Consider the following 25,883-nt stretch of genomic DNA (forward strand, 5'->3'; position numbering starts at 1 on the left):
TGTTTTTTGCAATATTCAAGTAAATACGGCTCTAAGCAATTATAGGCGTATTTTTGTATCTGTATGCATACTAACTATTACTTTCTACGGCAACTTGCTCCAGTTCTCGAATCGCATTTACTGGGTATTTTTGCTCGGTTTTCAGAACTACTTAGTGATAAGCCGGGAGGCCTGCGATTTATGGAATGTTTCAGCCAGGACCGTGATGAAGTCGTATTAGTTTTTGCGCAGGCAAAAGGGAAAATCAATTATTACAAGCCATTTTATATTAAGGCCACATTACGCCCTGATTTCTCTGGGCTATTGTTTCCGGAGACTGTGCAACGCGCCCGTGCCAATAGTATTGATTTATTTGAAACTGTAATTGGGGCAACTGGAGAAGAAAGGGCTGTAATCGGCGTTCGGTCATTTCTAAACGAACGTTGTTTGGCTATTCTGCTTGAGGGTGGTTTCTCTTTAGTGTTCAAATTCTTCGGTAATCGGCCTAATTTGATAGCTTTCCAGGACGATCAGGTTATCGATCTGTTTAATCGCCAATTAGTAAGCGATGAGCAACTCCTATTCTCATCCATTGACCGGCCCATTGACCAATCGTACGAGGCTTTTGAACGAGCTAATTTTGACCATCGAAAACTGTTCCCAACTTTTGGAAAGGTAGTCAATGAATGGCTTAGCGAACATGAAGCCAGAAATAGGGAGCATGGTTCGGTTGATGGAAAACACCAGTGGACTATTATTCAGGATACGTTACGTCAACTGGAACAACCCCGTTATTACCTAACCCGACTGCACCATAAACCAACTCTTAGCCTATTACCGATTGGCGAACTACAACGTGAGTTTAGTGATCCTATTGAAGCCGCCAATCGGTTTTATATCAGTTATAACGGATTAAGTACGTTTGAGCATGAGAAAGCTAACCTCTTACGGTTTCTCGAAAAACGTCAGAAACGAGCCGAAGGCCAACTTGATGGAGCTATGCAGCGCCTTATATCGCGTGAAGAAGGAGTTAGTCATGAAGAAATGGGCCATATCTTGATGGCGAATCTTCATGATATACCTCAGGCACCAGGAGCAAAATCGCCGGAACGGATAACCCTATACGATTTCTATCGCGACCAACCAATTACACTTAAACTTAAGCCTGATTTAAGCCCTCAGAAAAACGCGGAGAATTTTTACCGTAAGGCAAAGAATGAAAAGATTGAGGAACAACACTTAACCGACCTGATAGCTAACCGGGAAGCAGAAGCAAGTCGTATTAATCAACAGAAAGTGGATTTGACAGGTATTCAAACGCTGAAAGAACTGCGTCGCTTTGTGAAACAACAGAATTTACAGGTTGATTCGACGGATCGAACTATAGCTACAAATGACGCCGGGCCCTTATTTAAAGAAATAACGATTGATACATTTCGTATTCTGATTGGTCGGAATGCTAAAAATAACGATTTGCTAACCCTGAAATATACGTATAAAGATGACCTCTGGCTTCACGCCCGCGATGTCTCCGGCTCGCATGTGATCGTCAAATATCAGGCAGGTAAGGCGTTTCCCCGTCATGTGATCGAACGGGCCGCTGAGTTGGCGGCCTGGTATTCAAAACGACGAACCGATAGCCTATGTCCCGTTATTGTTACGCCTAAAAAATTTGTTCGTAAACCTAAAGGGCTTGCTCCTGGGCAAGTTCTTGTCGAGAAAGAAGATGTTGTGCTGGTTGTCCCGAAGGGAGAGTAATGGGATGTATGATGTAAGATATAGGATGTATGGGAGTTGATTCGCACTAGGCGTCTACATCATACTTCATACATCCTACCGTGCGGGCGGCCCCGATCATACATCTAATTTTACTTTGCTCGAATAGCTATTACTGGATCTAGACGGGAGGCTGAAAAGGCTGGAATAATTCCCGACAGGATCCCAATGATACTTGAAACGCCTAGTCCTAAAGCAATGTTAGCTGCCGTTAACTGGAGATCAAGGCTACCTAGGCTCATAAATGACAACAGATAGACCAGAAAGATGCCGGTAAGCCCTCCCACTAAACTTAATAACACGGCCTCGAATAGAAATTGAAATAGGATGAAGTAATTTTTTGCGCCTAATGATTTCTGAATGCCAATAATATTCGTCCTCTCTTTCACGCTGACGAACATGATGTTGGCAATACCGAAGCCACCAATCAAAATCGAAAAGCCTCCAATTACCCAACCTGCCAGCGTCAGAACAGAGAAGATACCACTAATTGCTGTCGCCAGTGCTTCTGGCCGATTAATTGAAAAATTGTCTTCCTGAAGTGGATGTAGCCCGCGTCTGGTGCGTAGTAGCCCCCGAATTTCACTCTCTAGTTCGAGAAGTCCTTCATCACTGTCGTACCCCTTAACGGTAATGGTAATGTTCGGATTGAGGGAATGGAACATTTTAGAGAAGGCTCCAAATGGAATCAGGCATTTAATGTCAGGATTTCCACCCACGTTAATAATACTTTCACCTTTCTTACGCTGAACGCCGATAACAGTAAAATTCAGACCGCTGATTTTAAACGACTTGCCAATTGGATCTTGTCCAGGGAACAGGTTTTCTGCAACATCAGACCCAATAATAGCGATGTTACGAGCTACGTCGATTTCCTGTTGAGTAAAGTAGCGACCCTGTTCAATGGGAACATCCGACATCTTGTTGTAATCCAGCGTAGTTCCCTGAATAAGCGACGACATGCTATTATTATCACGCTTGATAGTCACCCGGCCTTTAAAACTCATCGCGACTATAGCTTGCGCATTTTCGAGTCGTTCGCTCAGGAATTTATATTCACCATAAGTAGGTACGGGGCGCTGAAAAAATTTCCACCATTGAAAGTCGCCGTCGAATACCCAGGGCCATTTTTCTATGTAAACGACCTTGTCACCAATGAATGAAAGGCTTGTTCTGATGCTACGTTCCAGTGAATCGACCAGCGTGAAAACGGCAATGATGGCGAAAATACCGATCGTTACGCCCAACAGAGAGAGCATTGTACGGAGGAGATTCGAGCGCAGAGCCTGCCACGCGAACCGAAAGCTTTCAAAAGTCTGACGAATGAATCGCATCGATATATCAAAAAGTGAACGTTTGAAATCGAACTACCAAAGCCGAGCGTTCTACTTGTCGGGTAACTTTCCAATCTATGAAAGTACAACATGTGCGCTGCTTCGCCAACGTATTTCGGACAAGTGTAAACTTCTGGCGGATAAGTGGTTGATTTGGGTATCAGATGGATACCATTATTTTTGTAGTTTAGGGCACTATACAACCTAATTGAAGCGTCACCTATGAACCAACGCATTGCTTACTATTTACCATTTCTGCTTTTTACATTAGGAATCACAGCCTGCAAAACGCAAGCGCCCACCACAACTGCCAATACGAAAGTAACACAGAGCCAGGGTGTTTATCAATACCGTGACGAAGATCCAACGGTAAAACCCTTTTTCTCTGATCGGGTTGGCGTTATCGGGCGCAATGGTATGGTGGCATCAGCCCATCCTGAAGCTTCGCAGGTTGGTTTAAATATCCTGAAAGCAGGAGGAAATGCAGTCGACGCAGCTGTAGCTGTGCAGTTTGCACTGGCCGTAGTGTACCCAGGAGCGGGTAACATTGGGGGAGGAGGCTTCATGGTCTATCGTGATAATACCGGGAAAGCATACACACTTGACTATCGCGAAAAAGCGCCTGGCCATGCTACTCAGAATATGTACCTCGATTCGCTGGGTAATGTTCGGCCTGGATTGAGTATTAGCGGGCATCTGGCGAGTGGCGTACCGGGTTCAGTCGATGGGATGGCCGAAGCGCACAAACGGTTTGGGAAACTAACCTGGGCGCAGGTGTTGCAACCGGCTGTTGATCTGGCTTCTAAAGGGTTCGCGCTTACCGAACGCGATGCATTAGGCCTGAATCGTATCAAAACAGATCTGAATACGATAAATCCTGGTAAAACATATTTCCTGAAAAGTACGATATCGACCGATACCGTCACCTGGCATAAAGGTGATTTGCTGGTACAGTCTGATTTGGCAAAAACATTGCAACGAATTCAGACACAAGGTCGGGCCGGATTTTATGAAGGCGAAACTGCGCGGCTATTAGCCGAAGAAATGGTACGTGGCAAAGGGTTGATTACCGAAGAAGATCTGAAAAACTATCACTCTGCCTGGCGGGAACCGATTCAGGCGAAATACAAAGAATATAACGTCATTACGATGCCGCCAACCTCAAGTGGTGGAGTAGCTTTATTGCAGATGATGCGCCTGACGGAACCGTATCCGCTCCGTAAATGGGGATGGAATCGCGACAGTACTGTGCAGGTCATGATTGAGGCCGAACGGCGTGTGTATGCCGACCGGGCTAAATTTTTGGGAGATCCCGACTTCGTAAAAGTACCTGTGAGTCAACTCATAAACCCTGATTATCTGCGTACACGCTGGACCGATTTCTCGTGGGCCAAAGCGACCGATAGTAAAGCTGTGAAGGGGGGCATGATTCCTGGCTATGAAAGCCTCGAAACGACTCACTTTTCGGTGGTTGACAAAGACGGTAATGCGGTAAGTATTACAACTACGCTAAACGGTGGCTACGGGAGTCGGGTTGTGATTGGCGGAGCTGGCTTCTTTATGAACAACGAAATGGATGATTTCAGCGTGAAGCCGGGTGTGCCCAATATGTTTGGCTTGATCGGTAATCAGGCGAATGCCATTGCTCCCCACAAACGTATGCTGTCTTCTATGACCCCAACTATTCTGGAAAAAGACGGAAAGCTGTTCATGGTGGTCGGTACACCAGGTGGCTCAACCATTATTACATCGGTTTATCAAACCATCCTGAATGTTATAGAACATGGCATGACGATGCAGCAGGCCGTTAATGCCCTCAAGTTTCATCATCAGTGGTTACCCGATAAAACCATTTTTGAAAATGGAGCTTTTTCTGATGCCACAGTGCAGGCGTTGAAAAGCCGGGGGTATATTCTGGAGCAACTAACGAACACGCTGGGTCGTATGGATTGCGTGCTAATTCGCCCGGATGGCTCGTACGAAGGCGCATCTGATCCCCGAGCTGACAATACAGCGCGAGGCTATTAATGAGTGAACGGATAGGGTGTCTTGTTGCTCCCGAACCCGATTAGCGCATTCGGAAATTAGCGTTCAGCTAACTATATAACCATCGGTGTAAAAGAGATATTTCTCTGTGCTACCGATGGTTATATTTCATTTTCCGATACTCATTCTTAGATTCACTCCCATCTGGTTATGCTCAAAGCGAAAACAACGAGTGCTAACAAGCCACTCAAGCCCAAAAAGTCTCCGATCCGCGAATGGTTCGATTCGGTCTTATTTGCCGTTATAGCCGCTACACTGATTCGATTTCTGACATTCGAAGCGTATGCTATCCCAACGCCTTCGATGGAAAATAGCCTGATGGTGGGCGATTTCTTATTTGTTAGTAAGCTTCACTATGGAATTCGTACGCCTAAAACACCGCTACAAGTACCGCTAACTCACCAGAAAATCTGGGGGACTGAATTGCCCTCTTATAGCACAGCTATTCAACTGCCTATTTATCGACTTCCTGGGTTTACGCACGTGAAAAATGGTGATGTAGTCGTTTTTAATTACCCACCGCCCAAAGCTGGCGAACCGGCATACCCCACCGATTTAAAGACCAATTTTATAAAACGGTGTATCGGTATTCCGGGCGATGTTTTGGAGATTCGTCAGGAGCAGGTTTATGTCAATGGGAAGGCGTTGGCTACACCAGTTCGATCTGAGACTACTTATTTCGTAAAAACGACCGAGGTACTTGATGAGCGATTTTTTCGAAAATACGATATCGTTAATGATTTCAAATCGCCTGAAGGACCCTTCATTAATTGGCAACCTCTTGAAGCGTATAATGACTCAACAAAAGCGTCGACATTGGTTGGCTATCGGATCAATATGACGCAGGAGGTCAAGAATAAATTTGCCGAATTTGACTGGGTAAAAGGAATCGAACCCATGCGCGAAAAGACGGGAGAAGTTGGGCCAGGAATTTATGGTGGTTCGGCTTATTCCTGGAATCAGGATAATTTTGGCCCGCTTACAGTGCCTAAAAAAGGCGTTACAATACCGATAAACAAGCAGACTATTGCCTTGTATGGAATCGTCATTCAGCGGTACGAATCGACTGATAAGGTAGAGGTAACGCCAACCAGCATTCATATTGATGGCAAGCCAATAGCCAATTATACGTTCAAGCAGGATTATTACTTCATGATGGGCGACAATCGTCATAATTCAGAAGATTCCCGGTATTGGGGATTTGTTCCTGAAGATCACATCGTTGGCAAAGCTGTATTTGTCTGGATGTCAATCGATCCTGTTCCGGCTGATATCTGGCACAAAATCCGTTGGGATCGTTTATTCCGGGTGATTGAATAGAGAATACATACTATGAGGCCCGTTTGATGAACGAATCGTCAAACGGGCCTCACACTTTATCGACAAAGTCAATAACCTACTTCTTACTCACAAATCGATTTCCGTTTATATAATACCGATACGGCAAATCAGCCCCTAGTGTCAGGCCAATACGAGTAGTCGTGACCATATCAAAGTCGTGTAACACAGGCCCTCGGATATAAATTGGTCCTGTTATCAGTGACGAAAAATTGTCATGCGCGCGATTGATTCCCATCGCAATTGTGAGCTTGCCGGGGCCGTTAGCGAGGTTACGCTGACCGTCGGCAGTTGTGGCATCTATGGTGTTATTTCGGTACCGTTCGAAGCCGGTTTTAAAGGCTTCGTTGCGTCGAAGCCCCATGAGTTCAAGACCTTCTGTAGGCTCGAGTGCACGAATCAGTACGGCCTCCCCTACGCCTTCTGGTCTCGTCACGACGTTGATACAGTTGTAATGATTGTAAATCTGATAGACATACAACGTTCCGGCAAGACCAAACATAGCCGCGTTACGAGTCGTCTGCCGACGGTACGCATGACAGGCTGGGTCATCGGTTAAATAACCCTCCGTTTCAACGATAATACCTGCCGTCGTACCTTCCGCGTTCTCATGTACAAGTTCACAACCAAGCAGGAGTTGCGCCAGCGTAAGGGTATCGTGTTGTTGATAGAAGGTATGGTCAAGAGTTGCCAAGAGTAGTCAGAAATTTTAAATCACATTCATCGTCTGCTCTTTGATTTTTTCCAGCTCGTCTTTCATTTGCACAACCAGACGTTGAATAGCTGCATCGTTGGCCTTGGACCCAATCGTATTGATTTCCCGACCAATTTCCTGCGAAATGAAATTGAGTTTTTTGCCGTTCGCTTCTTCCGTCGCTAATACTTCCAGAAAGTAGCTCAGGTGATTTTTGAGCCGGACTTTCTCTTCCGAAATATCGAATTTCTCAACATAATAGACCAACTCCTGTTCAAAGCGATTCTGATCGAAGGTTTCGCTATCTAACAGTTCTTTTACCGAGTTGCGCATCCGGTCACGGACAGCCGGAATCCGCCGAACATCCTGCTCCTCAATAGCCGCCAGTCGGTCGGTAATGATCTGGATATATTCCTGAAATTTACTTTCCAGAACAGCTCCGTCCTGTTTGCGAAAGGCATCGCATCGGCGCAACGCTTCATGTACAGCCGCCTGGACGGTTGCCCAGTCCGATGCGTCATCAGTAGGGTCAGCAGATTCGGTCAGATAGGCATTGGGCTGCTGGAGGGCCAGTTGTAGCACATCGCTGTCTGGTATGCTCATGAGCATTGTGTTTGCTGTTTCCTTCAGATCGCTTACGTAAGCCTGGACCAACGGCCGATTAATGGTCACACCCGGTCGTACGGCGCTCGTTCGTGCGAGATTAAGAGAGAGCTCTACTTTACCGCGTTCCAATTGCTGAGTTAGCAAGGCGCGCAATTCAATTTCTTTATCTGAAAATTGCCGGGGCATTCGGCAATAGATATCTAAAAACTTTGAATTCAGGGTTTTGATTTCCGCCGTTACAGCTAAGCCACCAGCTTCCACCGTTGCATTGCCGAAGCCAGTCATTGATTTTAACATAAGTTTTACTAAAGTTTCAAGTTTCAGGTTTCATGTTCAATGTTCAACTAGGAACATGAAACCTGAAACTTGAAACAATTATGGTTATTTAAGGGCTCCCGCTTCCAGTTCTAAAAATTCCTTTCGGTTGCGGGCAACGTCAATGGCAGTATAAATAGCCTGGAGCATGGAGGTTTCATCGGCAAGGTTTTTTCCGGCAATGTCATAAGCTGTTCCATGATCTGGCGACGTTCGGACAGCGGGCATTCCGGCGGTAAAATTGACACCTTCCTCAAATGCAATCGCTTTGAAGGGAATCAAACCCTGGTCGTGGTACATGGCGAGCACAGCATCGAATTTCTTATAAGCTCTTGTTCCAAAGAAACCATCGGCAGGGTAGGGGCCAAACACCAGTTCGCCTTTATTGATTAATTCAGCAAGAAGTGGCTTAATAATATCCTGCTCTTCATTGCCTAATAAACCCTCTTCACCCGCATGTGGATTCAGGCCAAGTACTGCAATTTTGGGTTTGTCAATACCAAAATCCTGCTTTAGCGACTGCATCATCATGTGTAGCTTCTGAGCAATACGTTCCCGAGTAACGTTTTGTCGGACGCGCCCTAGTGGAACGTGCCCCGTTACAACACCAACACGCAAGGTCTCGCTAACCATAAACATCAGATTATCCTGAACGTCAAACTCCTGCGCAAGATATTCAGTGTGTCCAGGGAATTTGAACTCCTCCGACTGGATATTGTATTTGTTGATGGGAGCCGTGACGAGGGCATCTAATTTGCCATTTTTTAGGTCCTCTACAGCTCGTCGCAAACAAGACAATGCGGCTTGTCCAGCTTCGGGGGTTACTTGTCCGGGCTGAATATCCTGATTCTGGTCGGGCCAGCACGTAATAACATTGGTCAGTTTATGGCTAATCTGACCAATTGTTTGTGCGCCATTCAGATTCCAGTCTTTCAGATTTAACAGGTTACGATAGCGATTCAGAATTCGCATTGAACCATAGATAACCGGTGTGCATATTTTCTGCAATCGATTATACTGCAATGCTTTCAAAATTACTTCGGGACCAATTCCATTATAATCACCGAGTGAGATGCCAATCACTAATCGATCTTCCCGCCCCACATACTCCGTTGACTGAACGTTCGAATTGCCTAAATCTCGTACGCTTGTTTCACTTAGCATAACCTCGCGAGACGAGGGGCGATTGTTAGTCGAGTTGCGCTCACGGTCTGGACGAGCATCATCTCGCTGACGCGCTTCATTCGGGCGCTGATTGTTGTTGGGCTGGCGATTCTCTCGTTGATTTTTTGATCGTTGCTCATCATTTCGCCCAGTTTGCTGGCGATTTTCCCGTTGATTTTGATTCGGTACGGGCTTAAATGATCGCTCGGGCCGGTTGGGCGAAGCATTTCCCGCGGTATTACCATCAGTCCGATTGTCTTGATAAGGAACGTTCTGGCGATTATTGCGAGGTTGATTACCATGCCGTTGCTCTGTCGATGGTTGCGATTGAGCAGGGGTTGGTTTTGCATCAGGTTTAGGACTGCCTGACGAGTTGGTGCGGGGCTGGTTCGGTTCGTTCGGTTGGCGTTGTTCCATGTACTTTTCGTAGTTTCGCCAAGAATTTAAGTAGTGAAGAATGTAGAATGAAAAATGAAGAATAGACAGAAAAAAGACGCGGTCAGCTTATTTATTTTTCACTTTTCACTCAACATTCTTCATTGAAGAATGTTGCAAGTTACGAAAACCCCTCGGATGTCCCAGAATCAACCATCTATTCTCATTGCCGACGAAATGCATCCGTCGCTCTTTGCCATGCTCGATGAGGCTGGCTTTTTATATGATTATCAGCCGAAAATTAGTAGAGCTGAACTGATAACAACGCTTGCCCCCTTTACGGGTCTTATTATTCGAAGCAAAACTACCGTCGATGAAGAGTTATTGAGTCAGGCCCCTAATTTACGCTTTATTGGACGGGCCGGTGCCGGTTTGGATTTGATAGATCTTGCGGTTGTCGAACGACGTGGTATTGCTGTTTTTCACGCAGGCGAAGGAAACCGGGATGCTGTTGCCGAGCATACGGTAGGCATGCTGTTGGCATTGCTGGCCAATATATTGAAAGCTGATCGTGAAGTACGTCAGGGAATTTGGGATCGGGAAGGCAATCGAGGTTATGAACTCGGAAGCCTAACGGTTGGTCTGATTGGCTACGGCAACAATGGCCGGGCTACTGCACAGCGGCTCAGCGGTTTTGGTTGCCGGGTACTAGCCTACGACAAATTCCTGACGAACTATGGCGATGCCTTTGCGCAGGAGGCTACGCTGACTCAAATCATGGCTGAATCAGATGTAATCAGCCTTCACATTCCCCTGACCGAGGAAACGCGCAGGCTAGTTAACGATACGTTTATCGAACAAGTCACTAAACCATTCTACCTCAATAATATCGCTCGTGGTGAAATCGTATCATTGGCGGCAGTTGTACGAGCTCTGGAAAGTGGCAAAATTTGTGGAGCAACGTTGGATGTATTGGAAAACGAGAAATTAGCCAAACTCACTCCCGATCAGCAAACTGCTTTTGATTACCTCCGCCAATCAGACCGGGTTGTACTGACACCACACATAGCCGGCTGGACCCACGAAAGCTATGTGCGTATTAATGAGGTGTTGGTAAGGCAGATTCGGAACTTGTAGAGATTGGCAGGCCAGTCTCTATTTGGTTAGTGTAACATTCGCACTGGTACAGACGGTGCCTGCATCATTAGTAAGGCAAATCTGGCCTGTAACGGCTCCAGTCGGAACCGTTGCGATTAGTGAGCTGCCCGAAAGTCTGAAGGTTGCTGGAGTAGAGGTACCGCCGTTAAATCGCACAGCTGTTACGGTTGATAAGTTCTGTCCCGTAATGGTGATCTCGTCTCCAATTTTAGCCGTCTTAGGCGAAAAATCAGTGATGGTTACTAACCGGATAGGGGCAAAAAACATGGATGTCATGATTTCGCCCGCTGTATTGACTACGCGTAAAGGACCTGACTGAGCATCGGTCGATACCAGAATCCAGCGTTCTGTATCTTCATTTTTGCCTCCGTCAGCAGCCTGAACGGTAGAGCCAGTAAAGAAGATCTGTGCGTTTAATAGAAAGTTACCCCGTACAACAATCTGTTCTCCCGGTCGTGCTTTGGCCGGTAGAATATCGGAAACGACGGGAGGTTGCAATACAACTAAAGGCACAGAGGCCGTACCTGCCCGACTTGTAACGACAACGGAGCCACTTACGGCAGTCTCAGGTACACCAATGAGTAAATCTGAACCTTCATTACGGCTGGTAATGGGTACCGTAATGCCACTAACACTGACAGTCGTAATACGGTAAAGATTCTTGCCGGACACTGTTAATGGTCGTCCACGAAGTTGGCGCGCGGGCGTAAGGACAAGGTTTGAGGGCGGTAGGTAGAAAAAGAAAAGGTCGGTAGCCGTGCTGTTGCCACCAATACTGCTGGCCGAAACTTGAACTGGTCCCGATGTTGTGAGAGCGGGTACCGTGACTTCAATCTGTGTATCGCTGAGGATTCGGAACGTGGCTGCTACATTGCCAATCGACATACCTGTTACATCACGAAGATTCCGGCCATTTACAAGCAGTTTATCACCGGCAATACCATCCAGGGCCAAAAGATTGGTAATAAAAGGCGGCTGAATAATCTTTACGGTGTCGATACTGGTGGCGACTAAGTCTTCGAAAACCCGGACTGTTACCAGACCTGATGTAGCTGTCGCTGGGATCGTAGTCCGGATTTCAGTGTCTTTAACTGTCGTTAGCGCTTTGTCGGTGGTTAATCCATTGATGCTGACAATACCATCTGTTAAGTTTTGACCCTGTATCACCAGTTCGGCGCCAGGCTTCGCCTGTAATGGACTAATGCTGGTAATTTGAGGAGTTCCGGCTATAATAAATTTGCTTGATACGTTGCCTCCCGTCGTTTCAATGGCGAGCGATACCGGGCCATGTGGTAGAGTAGATGGAACAACAATCGTGAGTTTTTGGGCCGAACTGTCTTTTATCTCTGCCTTGGCTTCATCGAAGCGAATCCTTGTAATTTGGTTGAGGTAGGTACCTGTAACGACTACAAGTGAGCCCGGAAGGCCATTGCCAGGAGTTACAGCCGCTAGTACAGGAGCTGGTTGAAGGACGTTAAAAGGCAGCGGATCGGATATGCCCTCTTCTGTGTGGACACGAACCTGAGTCGATCCTGGCGCTACTAATGGTACCGTTAGCTGAATCGTATTGTCGTCATGACTGCTGATTGGGGCCGTAACGGCGGAAGCTGCAGCACCAAACGTAACGGTAGGTTCAGGGCCAAATTGGTATCCAGTCAATATTAAGCCATCGCCAATATAGGCTTGTTTGACTGATAGGCGGGTTAATTCTGGTGGGTTATTCTGGACGCGACAACCCGCTAAGCCAATGAGTATAAGGAAGGAAAAAAGAAGGGGTAAAGCTGATTTCATAAATGGCAACGGGAAACTATACCCGACGCAGGGGCGTAAAATTAGTCAATTTGAGCGTCAAAAAACCATTTCTTTCGAAAGCCTGTTAGACCTAATGAAGCCTGTAGTTTGTGGAATGATACATGGAGAACGAAAAATAGAGGAAGATTCGTCTCTCTATATTCTTCGAAAAAAGCCCCAACTTATCATTCTATCCGCTTCATGCTACATTTTTCACTAAGAATCAGCGAATGAACTACCGCAGCCTGAAAGCATCAAAATTACTAATGATCACTACACTTGGCGAACTCAAAGCCGCCGGGTATCAACCTCGCTCAATTAAACAGGAACTAAGAGACAATCTGATTGAGCGAATCAAGGACAAGGAAGTTGTTTTTCCGGGTATATGGGGCTACGAGGAAACTGTCATCCCTGATGTAGAACGGGCCATTTTATCCATGCACCACATCAACTTGTTAGGGTTGCGTGGTCAGGCTAAAACCCGCATTGCGCGCCTGATGGTCAATTTGCTGGATGAATATATTCCGGTGGTGGCAGGGTCCGAATTGAACGATGATCCACTGCAACCACTCTCGCGCTTTTCCCTCGATTTAATTGCCGAAAAAGGCGATCAGACACCTGTTTCCTGGATGCATCGGAGCGACCGCTACACCGAGAAACTCGCTACCCCCGATGTGTCGGTTGCCGACCTTATTGGGGATGTTGATCCCATTAAAGCGGCTACACTCAAGCTGCCTTATTCTGATGAGCGAACCATTCACTTTGGTCTGATTCCACGCTCGCACCGCTGTATTTTTGTGATTAATGAACTGCCCGATTTACAGGCACGTATTCAGGTATCATTATTTAATATTTTACAGGAAGGAGATATTCAGATTCGAGGGTTTAAACTGCGTTTGCCGCTCGATATTCAGTTTGTCTTTACGGCTAACCCTGAGGACTATACCAACCGGGGCAGTATTGTAACGCCCTTGAAAGACCGGATTGATTCACAGATTGTGACTCACTATCCGAAATCAATTGAGATTGGCAAAAAGATTACCATGCAGGAAGCGATCGTTAAAACGGAGCAGGCTGGCATGGTGAAAACAAACGACCTCATTGCCGATTTGATTGAGCAAATAGCGATGGAAGCACGGGAGAGTGAATATGTCGATTCGAAAAGTGGTGTTTCTGCCCGGATGACCATTTCAGCCTATGAGAATTTGCTTTCTTCGGCCGAACGGCGGGCTCTGCTCAATGGCGAAAAAGAAACGCATGTTCGTATTGCCGATCTATATGGCGTTGTTCCTGCCATTTGCGGTAAGGTCGAACTGGTTTACGAAGGTGAGGTAGAGGGGCCAGTTATTGTGGCGCAGAACCTGATTGGTAAAGCGATCCGGAATCAGTTTTTGCAGTATTTCCCGAATCCGGAGAAAGCCAAGAAAGACAAGCGTGGCAATCCGTACAAGAAAATCACGGATTGGTTTGGCGATGGCAACACGATGGACATCCTCAACGACCTGACTAACCGCGACTACGAAGCCCGGCTCCGTACTATCGACGGCTTGGATGATGTGGTGGACCAATTTCATGCACGTCTGAGCAAAGCCGAAAAGTTGTTCATGATGGAATTCGCTCTTCATGGCTTGGCCGAACATTCGCTTGTTGGTAAAAAAGCTATGGATACGGGCCTATCATTCAAAGACCTGCTCGGCTCAATGTTCAACCCAGGTACTAGCTTTGGGGAGGAGGATGAAGAGGACGATGACCGGTATTAGATAGAATCGTTGGGGTAAGTTTTGACGATAATTTTTGAACGGGGGTGTAATGTGTTAAATACATTACACCCTCATTTGTATTAAATCATTCATAGAGGTTTAATAGGGCCTTAATGTTGTTTCTAAATACAAATTCGTTCTTTGGTTCGCGGGAATCGTCACTCAGGATGGTTGCCTATTGCGATGATTCAGTTTAGCCGTCGATTATTTTTACAGGGAACCTTAGGCGCTGTATCGGCTGCCTTATTAGCCAGTTGTAAACACGAAAATGCAACTACGCCCTTACCTGAGCTACGTTTCGCCGTGGCATCGGATGGGCATTTGGGTGAGCCTTCTACAACCTCCGATCAGTTTTATTCTGATTTGTTAGCTGCCTTAAAGAAAGAACATCAAACTAAGCCACTACAATTTGTTGTCATCAATGGCGACTTGGTGCATGAGGGAAATAATGGTTTGCTACCTAAGGCAAAGGCGTATTTAGATACATTGCCAGTGCCATACTATGTGACTCGTGGCAACCATGATCGGGTTAGTGTCGATACCTGGCAGCAGCTTTGGGGGTATGGTACCAACCATGTCGTTGAGCTTAATAACGCTACATTGATTTTCCTCGACACATCAAATGAAACGGGCGATACCCTTTGTGGTGATGATGTATGGCTTCGGCAAGTCTTAACAACGGCTCGTTCTACAGTCCCCGTCTTCTTGTTTATGCACATCCCATTTATCCATAACATTCAGGCCACAGACGTGTGCAGTGGGATCGTGTCTGTCTTAACCGATTTCTCAACGGTGCGGGCCGTTTTTCATGGCCATGATCACACGAAAGATCAGGGAATCTTCTATCAGAAATCAGCAGTGCTGTTCGACGCCCACTTTGGTAGTAGTTGGGGTACGGCCTACAGAGGTTATCGGATTGTAGAGCAAGACGGGCAGGCACTTAATACATACCAATATGATTTTATCAATCAGAAGCAGATTAATAGTTTGACCTTTTGAGTCGATTGCCTGAGTTTATCTTTACTCCACAATAACGGCTGTGCCATTGGCACTTACCATTAACATAGCTCCGTTAGTGCCTATCGTCTGGTAATCTAAATCGATGCCGATAATAGCGTTGGCACCCAGACGAGTCGCCTGATCGACCATTTCTTTGAGTGCAATACTTTTTGCTTCACGTAGCGCTTGTACGTAAGCCCCTGATTGCCCTCCAACTACATCGCGAATAGTCGTGAAAAAATCTTTGACGAGGTTGGCACCTATGATAGCCTCGCCATTGACCAGCCCTACGTATTTTGTAATATTCTTGCCTTCAATATTAGGTGTAGTCGTTACGAGCATGAAGTGAAGTTATGAGATTGTAATAGTAGTTGTAAAATTATAACGTGGCTGTTTCCAACGCTAACCCTATAAGTTTATAAATCTATGGATTTGCAAATTACTTTACCATTTCCAGTTCAATAATTGTATCAAAGGCATCATTTGCAGGAGCACTGGCCATTGTTAGCACGACGCCTTCTGGGGTTTGAGAGACCTTCACCGCACTTTTATCCGTGAATAGTTTGGCTGAGCGAATTTTACCGGGAATCGCTGGTAGCGTCAACAGACGATCGTTCCAGTCAAGGATATGGACAAATACGCGGTTGCCTACTGCCGTCGTGACGCCCCAATTGCGAGCAGGAACGGGACCACCCCGTGTACCGTAGATGGTTTCGCTATTCTGCTGCATCCACTGGCCTATTTCGCTCAGGGTTTTTACAAATTCAGGCTGTATTTTTCCATTCGGCATGGGCCCTACGTTCAATAGGAAATTAGCGTTATGGCCAGCTGCTTTGACTAAGTACTGGACTAAATCTTTGGTACTCTTGTAGTTATTGTCTTTAATGTTGAAACCCCACGCTCCATTCATCGTTTCGCAGGTTTCGAGCGGAAGTTGCCCGATGGTCTGGGCTTCATTGAAACCGGTTGTCTTACTGCCGGGCAGGTCTTTTTCAAACATCTGAAAATCTTCGCCTGGAAAAGGAGCTACATGGTGATTGTTCCCAATCAGCGCGGCTGGCTGAAGTTTATGAATGAGCGAATACGTTCGGTCGAGATGCCAATCGATTCCTGTTTTGCTGGCAGGTGCGGTATTTCCTACATGGCCTGCATCGTCGGCTGACTGATCCCACCAACCATCGAACCAGATCCCGCCAACAGGACCATAATTCGTCAGTAATTCGGTTAGTTGCGTATCCATGTAGTTGAGGTACTTCTCAAAATTACCGCTTTCAGGCCGACCTGTTTTCAAGCCAGTTCGGCCACGTGGGTAATAATCAGGATGATGCCAGTCGAGGTGAGAGTGGTAAAAGAAAAGTTTGATACCCTGTGCCCGGCACTCGTCGGCTAACGCTTTTAAAACATCTTTTTTATAAGGTGTACGGTCAACGATGTCGTAGTCAGATACCTTGGAATCATACATAGCAAAACCGTCGTGATGCTTGCTGGTAATGGTAATGTACTTCATGCCCGCATTTTTGGCTATTGAAACCCATTCTTTCGCATCGAAGGCTGTCGGGTTGAAAAACGTTGGGAGTTTCTCATAATCTTTAACCGAAATCTGTCGGTTGTTCATGACCCATTCACCATCGCCCAATATGCTGTAAACACCCCAATGGATAAACATACCGAACTTGTCATCCTGAAAAACTTTTCGAGCTGCGAGGTTTTCTGCGGTAGGCTGGTAGCCAGTCTGGGCAAAAACGGGCAGCGTCAGAGAAAGAAAAAAAGCAAGCTGAAGCAGACGCATGGGTAGAGAATTATAGTTTTCCTGGAAAGTAGACCACCATTTCTTTATACCTTTACCTTGTTTAGTGGATCACTTGGTAATTTCTTCAACTGGTTTATATGGCGGCTATGTAAGTTTAGTATTTATTTGCCTATTTTGAACCCAAACCCAATTAATCACCTCTTATAGCCAGAAAAAAATGCAGAAAATTAATTCATCTCGCTTTCTAATTTGGGCATTTATTGTGGCAATGCCCCTTTGGTTTGATAGTTGCAAGAAAAATGATGATAATCCTACTGTTACCACAACCACGACGATTGAAGGAAGCTACAAGATCACCGCGCTGAAGGCTAACCCTAAAATTGGGGGAATCTATGAAGATTTGCTGGCAGCTGCTCCCTTAATTTTAACAACTACTTGCCTGAATGACATTACAATAACCTTCCAAACGGGGGGCGCCATTGCGACTGATAATCCAGCTACCTGCCAAAAAAGTACCGTGCCTCCTAGTACAATTACAGGTATTGATGCAACCAGTAAATGGTCATACAGTGCTAATACTCTGACAATTACCAAAAGCGACGGTACCAAAACGAATTATACCGTTTTGAAGACAGGAGCGATACTTCAGGTTCAGTGGCAGGATAGCCAGGACTATCTGGGCACAGGCACAAAGGTTGCGTACACGTATACGATGGATTTGACCAAAAAGTAACACTACGGGTAAATTCATTCTCCTGAAAACCGGCTCATAACTGAGCCGGTTTTTTTTGTGGGCTTAACGCGTAGTGACCGTTCGCTAACCACCAATTACCGTTGGCTCAACACTTTTCAAGGCGAATGAGAAGGGGTAATACTTTCGAATCGAAATAAATCTTAACGTAATTTTAATTAGTATGAAAAACAGGCATGTATGTCGTTTGATGGCCTGGGCATTAGTAGTTGCAATGCCTTTGTGGTTCGGTAGTTGTAAAAAAGGCAGTGATGATACAGTAACGCCTACCACATCATCTGTTGAGGGAAGCTGGAAAATATCAGGTTACAAGATTGATCCTGGCGTTGATTTTCTGGGAACCGGCCAAAAAAGCACGGATCTTCTAGCCTATTTCAAATCGTTACCCAATGGAGTAGGAAATGATTTGGTGGATTGCTTAACAGGAACAACGATTATATTTAATTCGAACGGAAAAGTTACCGGAACACCAGGAGCCAAATGCTCCGCTTCGACAGATGTGAATCCAGTTGAAGATAACTCGACCTGGAAACTGGATGGTAACAAACTAACGCTTACCAGTGGTACCGATGTAACGACCTACGACACGGTGATCAGTGGCAATACGCTGAAGTTATCCGGAAAAGAAATGGAAGACTTTGATGGAGACGGTAAAGATGAAACCTATACAATTACATTAGAACTGACGAAGATCTAAGCAATAGCGCAAATTTAAATGACATCCTATTCTGGTGCGACCCCGATGGGGTCAAATGTTTATAGTAAATATGGCCTTTCTATAAACATTTGACCCCATCGGGGTCATACAGGGAAATCTAATGAAATCTGCTTACTCAATGCATTCATGCAGTATTGCGATATATCGCTCCAGGTACATTGGCATATCCTTCGTTTTGTATTGCAGAATGTAACGTGGGTGATCGAGGGTAACGATGCGGTCGAAGAAGCCCTGTTGATCATTGAGCCTGCGTAAATACGATTCGTTTTTACGTCCCAGACACACAGCTACTTTTCTATTGTAGCCAAACTGGGTTTGCGTTCGAACCGTTTCGGTAATGGCAGGCCAGAGGGCTTTGGTTGTTGCGCGGTCGTCGTAGAAATTGTAATTCTTTCCCGCTTTTGTTAAGGCCAAGGGGAACAGAGATGTCAGGAAAAAGTGCCGGTAAAATTCGGTTGCCCCACCAAACGCTTCCACGACCTGATAAATAAACCGACTCGATAATTCGGGCGTATCGCGAAGGTCGTTTTCTATGCCGCAATACCGGCGCAGATTTTGAGGTGTCGTAAACGAGATGCCTGTTACACCTGCTCCAAACCGCCCCGGATTAATACCAAGGACAAACGTTCTTGGCTTGTTATCATTGAAAAATCGGCTGTAGAACTCGCTGACAATGTGCTCAACTTCTGGCTGCTGGTAGGGATTCAGTACGCCTACGTCAGGTGGCAGATTTGCGGGTGCAATGAGCGTATTGTAATATGGAATGGCCTGGTCGGCGAATGTTAGCATCAGGTAATGCGTTTTTGTCATCCCGACGCAGGAGGGATCTCATGATTGATTGACACTAGAGATCCCTCCTGCGTCGGGATGACAAAATGGGCCATTTTGAGAAAGCTAAAACAAGAATAAAACCTTACTTAATATTCTTCCGACGGTTCCGCTGAAAATCCTCGAACATCATGTTTCCCAGACCCTGCAAACCACTGTAGTAGGCCCGGCCGTTATTGACCTTCGTGAATTCCTGCACAAATTGCTTCAAATAGGGGTCGGAGGCAATCATGAAGGTTGTAATGGGAATCTCTAGTCGACGGCATTGAGCGGCAAGTGTGAGCGTCTTGCTGACAACTTTTCGATCCAGTCCAAACGAGTTTTTATAGTACTTGATCCCTTCTTTCAAACAGGTCGGTTTCCCGTCGGTAATCATGAAAATCTGCTTGTTCTTATTCTTCCGCCGACGTAGTAAATCCATCGCCAACTCCAGACCAGCAACCGTATTGGTGTGATACGGGCCAACTTCCAGATACGGAAGTTCTTTGGCCTGAATCTGCCAGGCATCATTTCCGAACACAACAATATCGAGCGTGTCTTTGGGATACTTCAGTTTCACCAGCTCGACGAGCGCCAGCGCCACTTTTTTGGCAGGCGTAATACGATCTTCGCCGTACAAAATCATCGAGTGACTAATATCGATCATGAGTACGGTTGACGTCTGCGTTTTCTGCTCCTTCTCCGTTACTTCAAGGTCGCGTTCCATGAGGTGAAACTCATCTACACCGCTGTTAATCTGGGCGTTTTTGATGGACTCGGTCATCGAGATCTGCTCCAGTGTATCGCCAAACTGATAGGCACGGAGGTCGCTGCTGAGTTCGTCGCCAGTGCCGGTATAGGGTGTATTATGATTACCACCCGACTTTGACCGTTTGAGTTTGCCGAAAATTTCTTCCAGCGCACTTCGCCGAATCGTTTGCTCGCTCTTAGGCGTCATCACGATTTTGCCTTCCTGGTTTTCTTCGGTCAGATAACCTTTCTCTTTCAGATCGTCGAAGAAATTGCCAATGCCATATTTGTCATCGGTCAGGCCATATTGACGGTCAAGCTGACTCATCCAGGACATGGCTTGCTCCACATCGCCGGACGTCAACAATAATAATTGCTGGAAAATATTCAGCAGTTTGTCGAAGTTGCTGCCTCCTTTCTGTTCGGGCGGCACAAAATCGGAAAATTGAAAGCCTTTCATAGTACTACTGAGTGAGGTCCGCCGTTTCGGTTAATGAATGTGTGACTAGCTATTAAAAGAACAGTACGTTTCACGGATTTGTTCGCCTTACTTTTTCACAATTGGCAGGCGAATCTGCGACGGATACTGTGTCGAATGAAACACCTGATTGTGAGCGACTACCCCTTTCGATTCGCTGTAATTATCACCTCCTGTATTCATGTTTCGGTCAAAGCGGGGAAAATTACTGCTCGATACTTCAACCCGAATGCTATGACCCGGTGCGAAATAATTACTGGTAGACATCGGACTTAAGGTCAGTTTATACACCTTTCCTTTATCCATCCAGACTGTTTTATCGAAACCATCCCGATAGCGGGCGCGGAGAATTGTCTCGTCCAAATTATACGCTTTCCCATCTGGGTAAACGTCAATAAGCTTAACTGTGAAATCGGTGTCTTTGGCATCCGACGACACATAAAGTGTTGTTTCAATTGATCCCGTTAGTTCGACCCCATTGGCGAATGGCTCGGTGGTATAGACCAGAATATCCTGTCGGGTTTCCATTTGGTGCTGGTCGAAAGCCCCACCTTGTATGGCCGTTCCTGTGCAGCAAACATTACCACCATACGAAGGAACCGGATAGGCTGGATCATAGGCAAACAGGTCAGGTTTTTCATCTTTGCCTACTGGTTTTGGTGTGAGTTTTCCATCACCATACAGGCTATTGGCATGCCCTCCGCTAGACAGATAATAAGTGGTCATTTCGGACGTAGCGGGTGGCCAGGTATCGGAAGTCTGCCACTTGTTAGACCCCATCGTATAGTACCTGACACGAGGAGTATTTTTCAATACATCGTTGTTTTCGCCCTTGAGCCAATAATCAAACCAGCCGTAGGTGAGAGCATCATAATCCAGACGGGCATCGCCTACGCTTCGCTCGCCGACAATGGTATTTGCTGTAGCTCGTTTATAGGCACAGTGCAACGTAGGCGCAATGACTAAAAATTGATTATCACGGATTTGTGGATCGGTTGCGTTTTTACGGACGTGGTTAAACAATTCGATGTTCGGTCCAGTCGAGACATCGTACCAGGACGCAAACCAATAACTGGGAACCCCAAAAGGCATATTATCATGGTACAATCCGCCTTTGTACCAGTCCGGGTCGTTCGGTTTTCGAACAATCATTTTCTCATAAATTCCTTTCGCTCCATTCGCATTTTTGATAATATCCTGAACGGGCAAAAACTTCAGGCCTTGTGCCCAATCGACTTTCGGCATTTCGGGGGCTAAATCATAGAACCGGGATACGCGGGTCAGATCTTCACTGCTGGCTGTTTTAGGGAAAAGCGGCCGGGCAAAGTTGTCAACCTGCGTACCATACAGCCAGGTTGTAAAGAGCATTTGCTGTGCGCCACCCCGGTACCAGTTGCCCTGTTCCATAAAGGGGCCAACGCGCCCAACACCTGCTCCGTAGCTCATGGGCACCATGGCTGCGTGCGCCGGGTGGTCTAAAGCAGCCACTGCCATTTGCCATTCGGCGGTAGAGGAGCAGCCCAGTGTCCCGATTTTACCATTCGACCAAGGCTGTTTTGACATCCACGAAAAGGCATCGTAACCGTCAGTCGTTGGTGGACCAAGGATATCCCAGTCACCTTCGGAGAAGAACTTGCCGCGCTCATTCTGCACTACATAGGCATAACCTCGTTTCACCGCGTCGAGCGCGGCCACGTATGAATTCTGCCGAAGTTCACCATCGCCCCAGGCGTTGAAATTGTAAGGCGTTTTCGAAAAAATAATGGGGACGGGTTTGTCGGTTTTGGGCCGGTAAATATCCGTTGCAAGCCGAACACCATCCCTCATGGGCATCATGACTTTCTGTTCAATGATGGCAATTTCCTGTAGTTTTTTGAGGACGTCTTCCTGTGCCTGACCGTGGGTATAGTGCGCAACAAACAAAACGATGACAACTAGCCGTCCTGCGAAAGAGGAAAGGTTTTTCATTAATTAGTTTGGTAGAGATGAAAGGTAGTGAAGTAGCGAATTTATAGGCGTAAAACAAAGTCGGATCGCCTTTTAGAAGCGATCCGACTTTGTCTGCCAAAGAAAAAATGATGGCAATACGTTAGAAACTAATGAGTCCTTCTTAATGACCAACAGTTGAATGGTTGTGATGCTTTCTAACATGAAACTCGCCTTCAGCACCCTTCGATTGCAAATCATGTGGTGTTTTGTAGCTCCAGTTAATCAGCTCATTGTGAGGATTATAGATTATACTGCCACTTGGATGATCTGCTGCTAACTGACTTTTATAATTCACAATTGGCGTAGTACTAGCTGTCACCTTGTTAACCCAAACGACTTCTGTACTATTCCAATTAGTAGAAGCAGTGGTCAGATGCGGTTGTTTATAGTTGTTGACTGAATAAATAGGGTTGTTGAGCGGTTTAACGGGCTCGGCATTTGAACGGGCTTGCACAGCCGCAGGCAGTAAGCTCACACTAATGAGCAGGACAGTTAACGCTTTCATAGTAGTTTCTGAAGTTTTGTTGTTGAATGAATAAAACTGCCAGAATACCCACTACGTTTTCAGTTAAGTCCTTTTTTTTGAGCTAATTAAAAAGATTTAATTTCGGATTAACTCCTACAACTGCGCCAATAAATACAATACCGCCATCCGAACAGCTACACCATTTTCGACTTGGTCCAGTATAATGGAATGCGACGAATCGGCGGCATCAGATGTCAATTCAACACCCCGATTGATGGGGCCAGGGTGCATGAGTACAATTGGACGATCCAGCTCGTCGAGCATTTGTTTCGAGATGCCGAAGTAGAGCGAGTATTCTCGTAGCGATGGAAAATATTTGATCTGTTGTCGCTCTAACTGAATGCGGAGCACATTCGCTACGTCGCACCAGGCTAGAGCTGCCCGCACATCGTGTCCAACTTTCACACCAAGGGCTTCAATATACTTCGGGATAAGCGTTTTAGGACCGCATACCATAACGTCGGCCCCTTGTTTTTGCAGACAGAAAATATTGGAAAGTGCCACCCGCGAATGCGTAATGTCGCCGATAATGGCAATACGCTTGCCAGCTACGTCACCTAGTTTTTCTCGAATAGAGAAAGAGTCGAGTAAGGCCTGGGTTGGGTGTTCATGAGTGCCATCACCTGCGTTGACAACATTGGCTTTAATATGTTTGGTCAGGTAATGAGGAGCACCGGGACTACTGTGCCGCATCACAACCATGTCGACTTTCATGGCCAGAATGTTATTGACTGTATCGAGCAGCGTTTCACCTTTCTTGACCGAACTACCTGAGGCCGAAAAATTAACGACATCCGCCGATAATCGTTTCTCGGCCAACTCAAAAGATAGCCGGGTACGGGTTGAATTCTCGAAAAAAACGTTGGCAATCGTCACATCACGTAACGACGGAACTTTCTTGATAGGCCGATTAATAACTTCCTTAAACTGACTGGCCGTTTCCAGAATAAGCTGAATGTCAGACTCGGTCAGGTCTTTGATACCCACCAAATGGCGGACACTGAGGGATTGGGCCATAAGAACAGTATAAGTATAAATTGGGCAAAGATAGGTCTAGTCGTTTAAAGATAATATCGGCACCTGTAGACTTTATTGATTTGAGCAGTAGTTGAGGGTTGAATAATACTCGCTTAGATAAGTTGGCTTTCTATTGTTAGGACTTTCGCTCGGAGCCGTGCCACGGTTATCCATGCAGATCAATTGAACCGTGGCACGGCTCCGAGCGAAAGTCCTAATTGTAAAATCACGAATTTTTGAAAAATACCTAATTATCTGGATGAAGACCAGTTGAAACGGTTTCAATAGTTAAATATAGGCTGGCTACAAAGCTACACACTTTAGTCTCTCAATCTGATAAGTGGAAACAACGGCGATTCTATATGGGCTTCGTTCATTATCCGACTGAGTTGTTCTGCTTTCTCAGGGTTCTTAGTTGCTATATCATGACTTTCGGCAGGGTCTTGCGCGAGGTCGAATAGCTCAATAGGGCCATTAGGATTATTGGCAACCTGTAATCGAACGGCCTTCCAGTTATCCTGGCGAACGGCCTGTCTTCCACCGTTTTCGTGAAATTCCCAATAGAGATATGCGTGTTTTTTCTGGATGCCTTTGCCTGTCAGTGACGGCACAAACGAAAGGCCGTCAAGGCGAGTTGGTGTTGAGGCACCAGCCAGTTCTGTAAACGTGGGTAGTAGATCCCAGAAAGCACCAATGAACTCGTTACGGCTACCTGGCTTAACTACACCGGGCCAGTGAGCAATAAATGGTTCGCGAATACCACCTTCATACAAATCGCGCTTGACACCCCGAAACCCACCACTACTGTTAAAAAATGTCGGATCGGCTCCTCCTTCAACGTGTGGTCCATTGTCGCTGGTGAAGATCACGAGCGTATTTTTATCCAGGCCTTTTGCTTTCAGTTTTGCCATTACCTGACCAACATATAGATCAAGACGGGCTACCATAGCTGCAAACGTAGCGTGTGGATAAGCTTGTGAAGTATAGCCACCAGTTTTCGCATCAGGGCCATAATCAGCACCAACAAATGACTTTTCAGCAAACTTCCCTTTGTAATGTTGAAAAAGACTGTCGTTGGGTACGAGCAGTTCGGCATGGGGTAGAATGTAGGGCAGAAATAGAAAAAATGGCTGATTCGTCTTACGTGCATCCAGAAAATTAAGCGCCTGCTTTTGAATCAGGTCAGGCGCATATTCTTTTGTTTGGCGCAGGTTTTCATTCGCTGTCAGCACAATTTTCTGATTATTATCCCACAGATGATCGGGGTAGTAACGATGCGCTAATGCCTGGCAATTGTAGCCATAAAATCGGTCGAAACCTTGTTTAGTCGGGTCACCTTCTGAACCTACTGGTCCGAGTCCCCACTTTCCAAAAGCAGCTGTAGTATAACCTGCCCGTTGCAGAAGTTCGGCGACGGTAGTGACTGAATCGGCAATGGGTTGCTGACCTTCGGGTTTGACTTCTTTGTTGCCCCGGATATAGGTATGGCCTGTATGCAACCCAGTCATCAACGACGACCGTGAGGGCGCACACACCGATGTGCCCGCATAAAATTGGGTAAACTGCATACCCTCTTTAGCTAATCGGTCAATGTTTGGGGTTTTAATCAGGTTTTGCCCATTGATACCTATATCACCATAACCTAGATCATCGGCCAGAATAAAAACAATATTGGGACGATTGGCAGGGCGGTTTTGAGCATGGCTGCATAGGGCAACAAGCATACTCGCGAAAAGAAATAGGAGTTTATTCATAACGTAGT

At 46.1% G+C, this 25,883-nt stretch carries 21 protein-coding genes; 8 read left to right on the forward strand and 13 right to left on the reverse strand.

Translation table 11 applies throughout. From position 1 onward, the window contains the following. Nucleotides 1-63 precede the first annotated feature (63 nt). Nucleotides 64-1,737 (forward strand): NFACT RNA binding domain-containing protein, encoded by a 1,674-nt coding sequence (locus tag GO755_RS22930; RefSeq protein ID WP_157587632.1) that lies wholly within the window; start codon nt 64-66, stop codon nt 1,735-1,737. 110 nt (nt 1,738-1,847) lie between these two features. Here the strand turns inward: GO755_RS22930 and GO755_RS22935 are convergent, their stop codons facing one another. Further along, nucleotides 1,848-3,089, reverse strand: coding sequence for an ABC transporter permease (locus tag GO755_RS22935; protein WP_157587633.1), 1,242 nt, complete (start codon nt 3,087-3,089; stop codon nt 1,848-1,850). A 222-nt stretch (nt 3,090-3,311) separates the two neighbouring features. On the opposite strand from GO755_RS22935, the gene ggt reads away from it, so the two are divergent. Both ggt and lepB read left to right on the forward strand, forming a co-directional pair. Beyond that, nucleotides 3,312-5,117 carry a gamma-glutamyltransferase gene (gene ggt, locus GO755_RS22940; protein ID WP_157587634.1) on the forward strand — a complete coding sequence of 602 codons (1,806 nt, stop codon included), beginning with the start codon at nt 3,312-3,314 and terminating at the stop codon, nt 5,115-5,117. Nucleotides 5,118-5,285: 168 nt separating this feature from the next. Continuing rightward, nucleotides 5,286-6,455 (forward strand): signal peptidase I, encoded by a 1,170-nt coding sequence (gene lepB, locus GO755_RS22945; RefSeq protein WP_157587635.1) that lies wholly within the window; start codon nt 5,286-5,288, stop codon nt 6,453-6,455. Nucleotides 6,456-6,531: 76 nt separating this feature from the next. Here lepB and GO755_RS22950 read toward each other — a convergent pair whose 3' ends face one another. The 3 genes from GO755_RS22950 to pdxA all read right to left on the reverse strand — a co-directional run bounded on the left by GO755_RS22950 (nt 6,532) and on the right by pdxA (nt 9,669). Next, nucleotides 6,532-7,167, reverse strand: a complete 636-nt coding sequence (locus GO755_RS22950) for a DNA-3-methyladenine glycosylase (RefSeq protein ID WP_157587636.1) — start codon at nt 7,165-7,167, stop codon at nt 6,532-6,534. A gap of 15 nt (nt 7,168-7,182) precedes the next feature. Continuing rightward, entirely contained in the window at nt 7,183-8,070 is an 888-nt protein-coding gene (locus tag GO755_RS22955) for a YicC/YloC family endoribonuclease (protein ID WP_157587637.1), read from the reverse strand. A gap of 84 nt (nt 8,071-8,154) precedes the next feature. Next, nucleotides 8,155-9,669, reverse strand: coding sequence for a 4-hydroxythreonine-4-phosphate dehydrogenase PdxA (gene pdxA / locus GO755_RS22960; RefSeq protein WP_157587638.1), 1,515 nt, complete (start codon nt 9,667-9,669; stop codon nt 8,155-8,157). A gap of 156 nt (nt 9,670-9,825) precedes the next feature. On the opposite strand from pdxA, the gene GO755_RS22965 reads away from it, so the two are divergent. Continuing rightward, nucleotides 9,826-10,764 (forward strand): 2-hydroxyacid dehydrogenase, encoded by a 939-nt coding sequence (locus GO755_RS22965; RefSeq protein WP_157587871.1) that lies wholly within the window; start codon nt 9,826-9,828, stop codon nt 10,762-10,764. A gap of 18 nt (nt 10,765-10,782) precedes the next feature. Here the strand turns inward: GO755_RS22965 and GO755_RS22970 are convergent, their stop codons facing one another. Continuing rightward, nucleotides 10,783-12,576 (reverse strand): IPT/TIG domain-containing protein, encoded by a 1,794-nt coding sequence (locus GO755_RS22970; protein WP_157587639.1) that lies wholly within the window; start codon nt 12,574-12,576, stop codon nt 10,783-10,785. Nucleotides 12,577-12,806: 230 nt separating this feature from the next. On the opposite strand from GO755_RS22970, the gene GO755_RS22975 reads away from it, so the two are divergent. Both GO755_RS22975 and GO755_RS22980 read left to right on the forward strand, forming a co-directional pair. Further along, a complete protein-coding gene (locus GO755_RS22975; protein WP_157587640.1) occupies nt 12,807-14,336 on the forward strand; it encodes a P-loop NTPase family protein in 1,530 nt (509 codons plus the stop codon). A 183-nt stretch (nt 14,337-14,519) separates the two neighbouring features. Then, a complete protein-coding gene (locus tag GO755_RS22980; RefSeq protein WP_157587641.1) occupies nt 14,520-15,335 on the forward strand; it encodes a metallophosphoesterase family protein in 816 nt (271 codons plus the stop codon). A 21-nt stretch (nt 15,336-15,356) separates the two neighbouring features. On the opposite strand, the gene GO755_RS22985 is transcribed toward GO755_RS22980, so the two are convergent. Both GO755_RS22985 and GO755_RS22990 read right to left on the reverse strand, forming a co-directional pair. Further along, nucleotides 15,357-15,677: a heavy metal-binding domain-containing protein gene (locus tag GO755_RS22985; RefSeq protein WP_157587642.1), complete on the reverse strand. Its 321-nt coding sequence runs from the start codon at nt 15,675-15,677 to the stop codon at nt 15,357-15,359. A 97-nt stretch (nt 15,678-15,774) separates the two neighbouring features. Continuing rightward, entirely contained in the window at nt 15,775-17,124 is a 1,350-nt protein-coding gene (locus GO755_RS22990; RefSeq protein ID WP_157587643.1) for an alpha-L-fucosidase, read from the reverse strand. A gap of 178 nt (nt 17,125-17,302) precedes the next feature. Between GO755_RS22990 and GO755_RS22995 the strand changes: the two genes are divergently transcribed. Beyond that, on the forward strand, nt 17,303-17,818 hold the full coding sequence (locus GO755_RS22995; RefSeq protein WP_157587644.1) for a lipocalin family protein: 516 nt from the start codon (nt 17,303-17,305) through the stop codon (nt 17,816-17,818). Nucleotides 17,819-17,999: 181 nt separating this feature from the next. Further along, nucleotides 18,000-18,533, forward strand: coding sequence for a lipocalin-like domain-containing protein (locus tag GO755_RS23000; protein WP_157587645.1), 534 nt, complete (start codon nt 18,000-18,002; stop codon nt 18,531-18,533). 132 nt (nt 18,534-18,665) lie between these two features. Here the strand turns inward: GO755_RS23000 and GO755_RS23005 are convergent, their stop codons facing one another. From GO755_RS23005 to GO755_RS23030, 6 genes are all read right to left on the reverse strand, one after another. Then, complete coding sequence (locus GO755_RS23005) at nt 18,666-19,343, reverse strand: uracil-DNA glycosylase family protein (RefSeq protein WP_157587646.1); 678 nt, start codon at nt 19,341-19,343, stop codon at nt 18,666-18,668. Nucleotides 19,344-19,467: 124 nt separating this feature from the next. Then, a complete protein-coding gene (locus GO755_RS23010; protein WP_157587647.1) occupies nt 19,468-20,571 on the reverse strand; it encodes a vWA domain-containing protein in 1,104 nt (367 codons plus the stop codon). A gap of 87 nt (nt 20,572-20,658) precedes the next feature. Continuing rightward, complete coding sequence (locus GO755_RS23015) at nt 20,659-22,557, reverse strand: CocE/NonD family hydrolase (RefSeq protein WP_157587648.1); 1,899 nt, start codon at nt 22,555-22,557, stop codon at nt 20,659-20,661. A 142-nt stretch (nt 22,558-22,699) separates the two neighbouring features. Next, on the reverse strand, nt 22,700-23,083 hold the full coding sequence (locus GO755_RS23020; protein WP_157587649.1) for a hypothetical protein: 384 nt from the start codon (nt 23,081-23,083) through the stop codon (nt 22,700-22,702). A gap of 114 nt (nt 23,084-23,197) precedes the next feature. Then, nucleotides 23,198-24,121, reverse strand: a complete 924-nt coding sequence (locus tag GO755_RS23025) for an aspartate carbamoyltransferase catalytic subunit (RefSeq protein WP_157587650.1) — start codon at nt 24,119-24,121, stop codon at nt 23,198-23,200. 320 nt (nt 24,122-24,441) lie between these two features. After that, nucleotides 24,442-25,875, reverse strand: a complete 1,434-nt coding sequence (locus GO755_RS23030; RefSeq protein WP_157587651.1) for an arylsulfatase — start codon at nt 25,873-25,875, stop codon at nt 24,442-24,444. Between the last annotated feature and the right edge of the window lie 8 nt (nt 25,876-25,883).

Origin of the sequence: Spirosoma arboris, from assembly GCF_009754945.1 — a bacterium.
GTDB lineage: Bacteria > Bacteroidota > Bacteroidia > Cytophagales > Spirosomataceae > Spirosoma > Spirosoma arboris.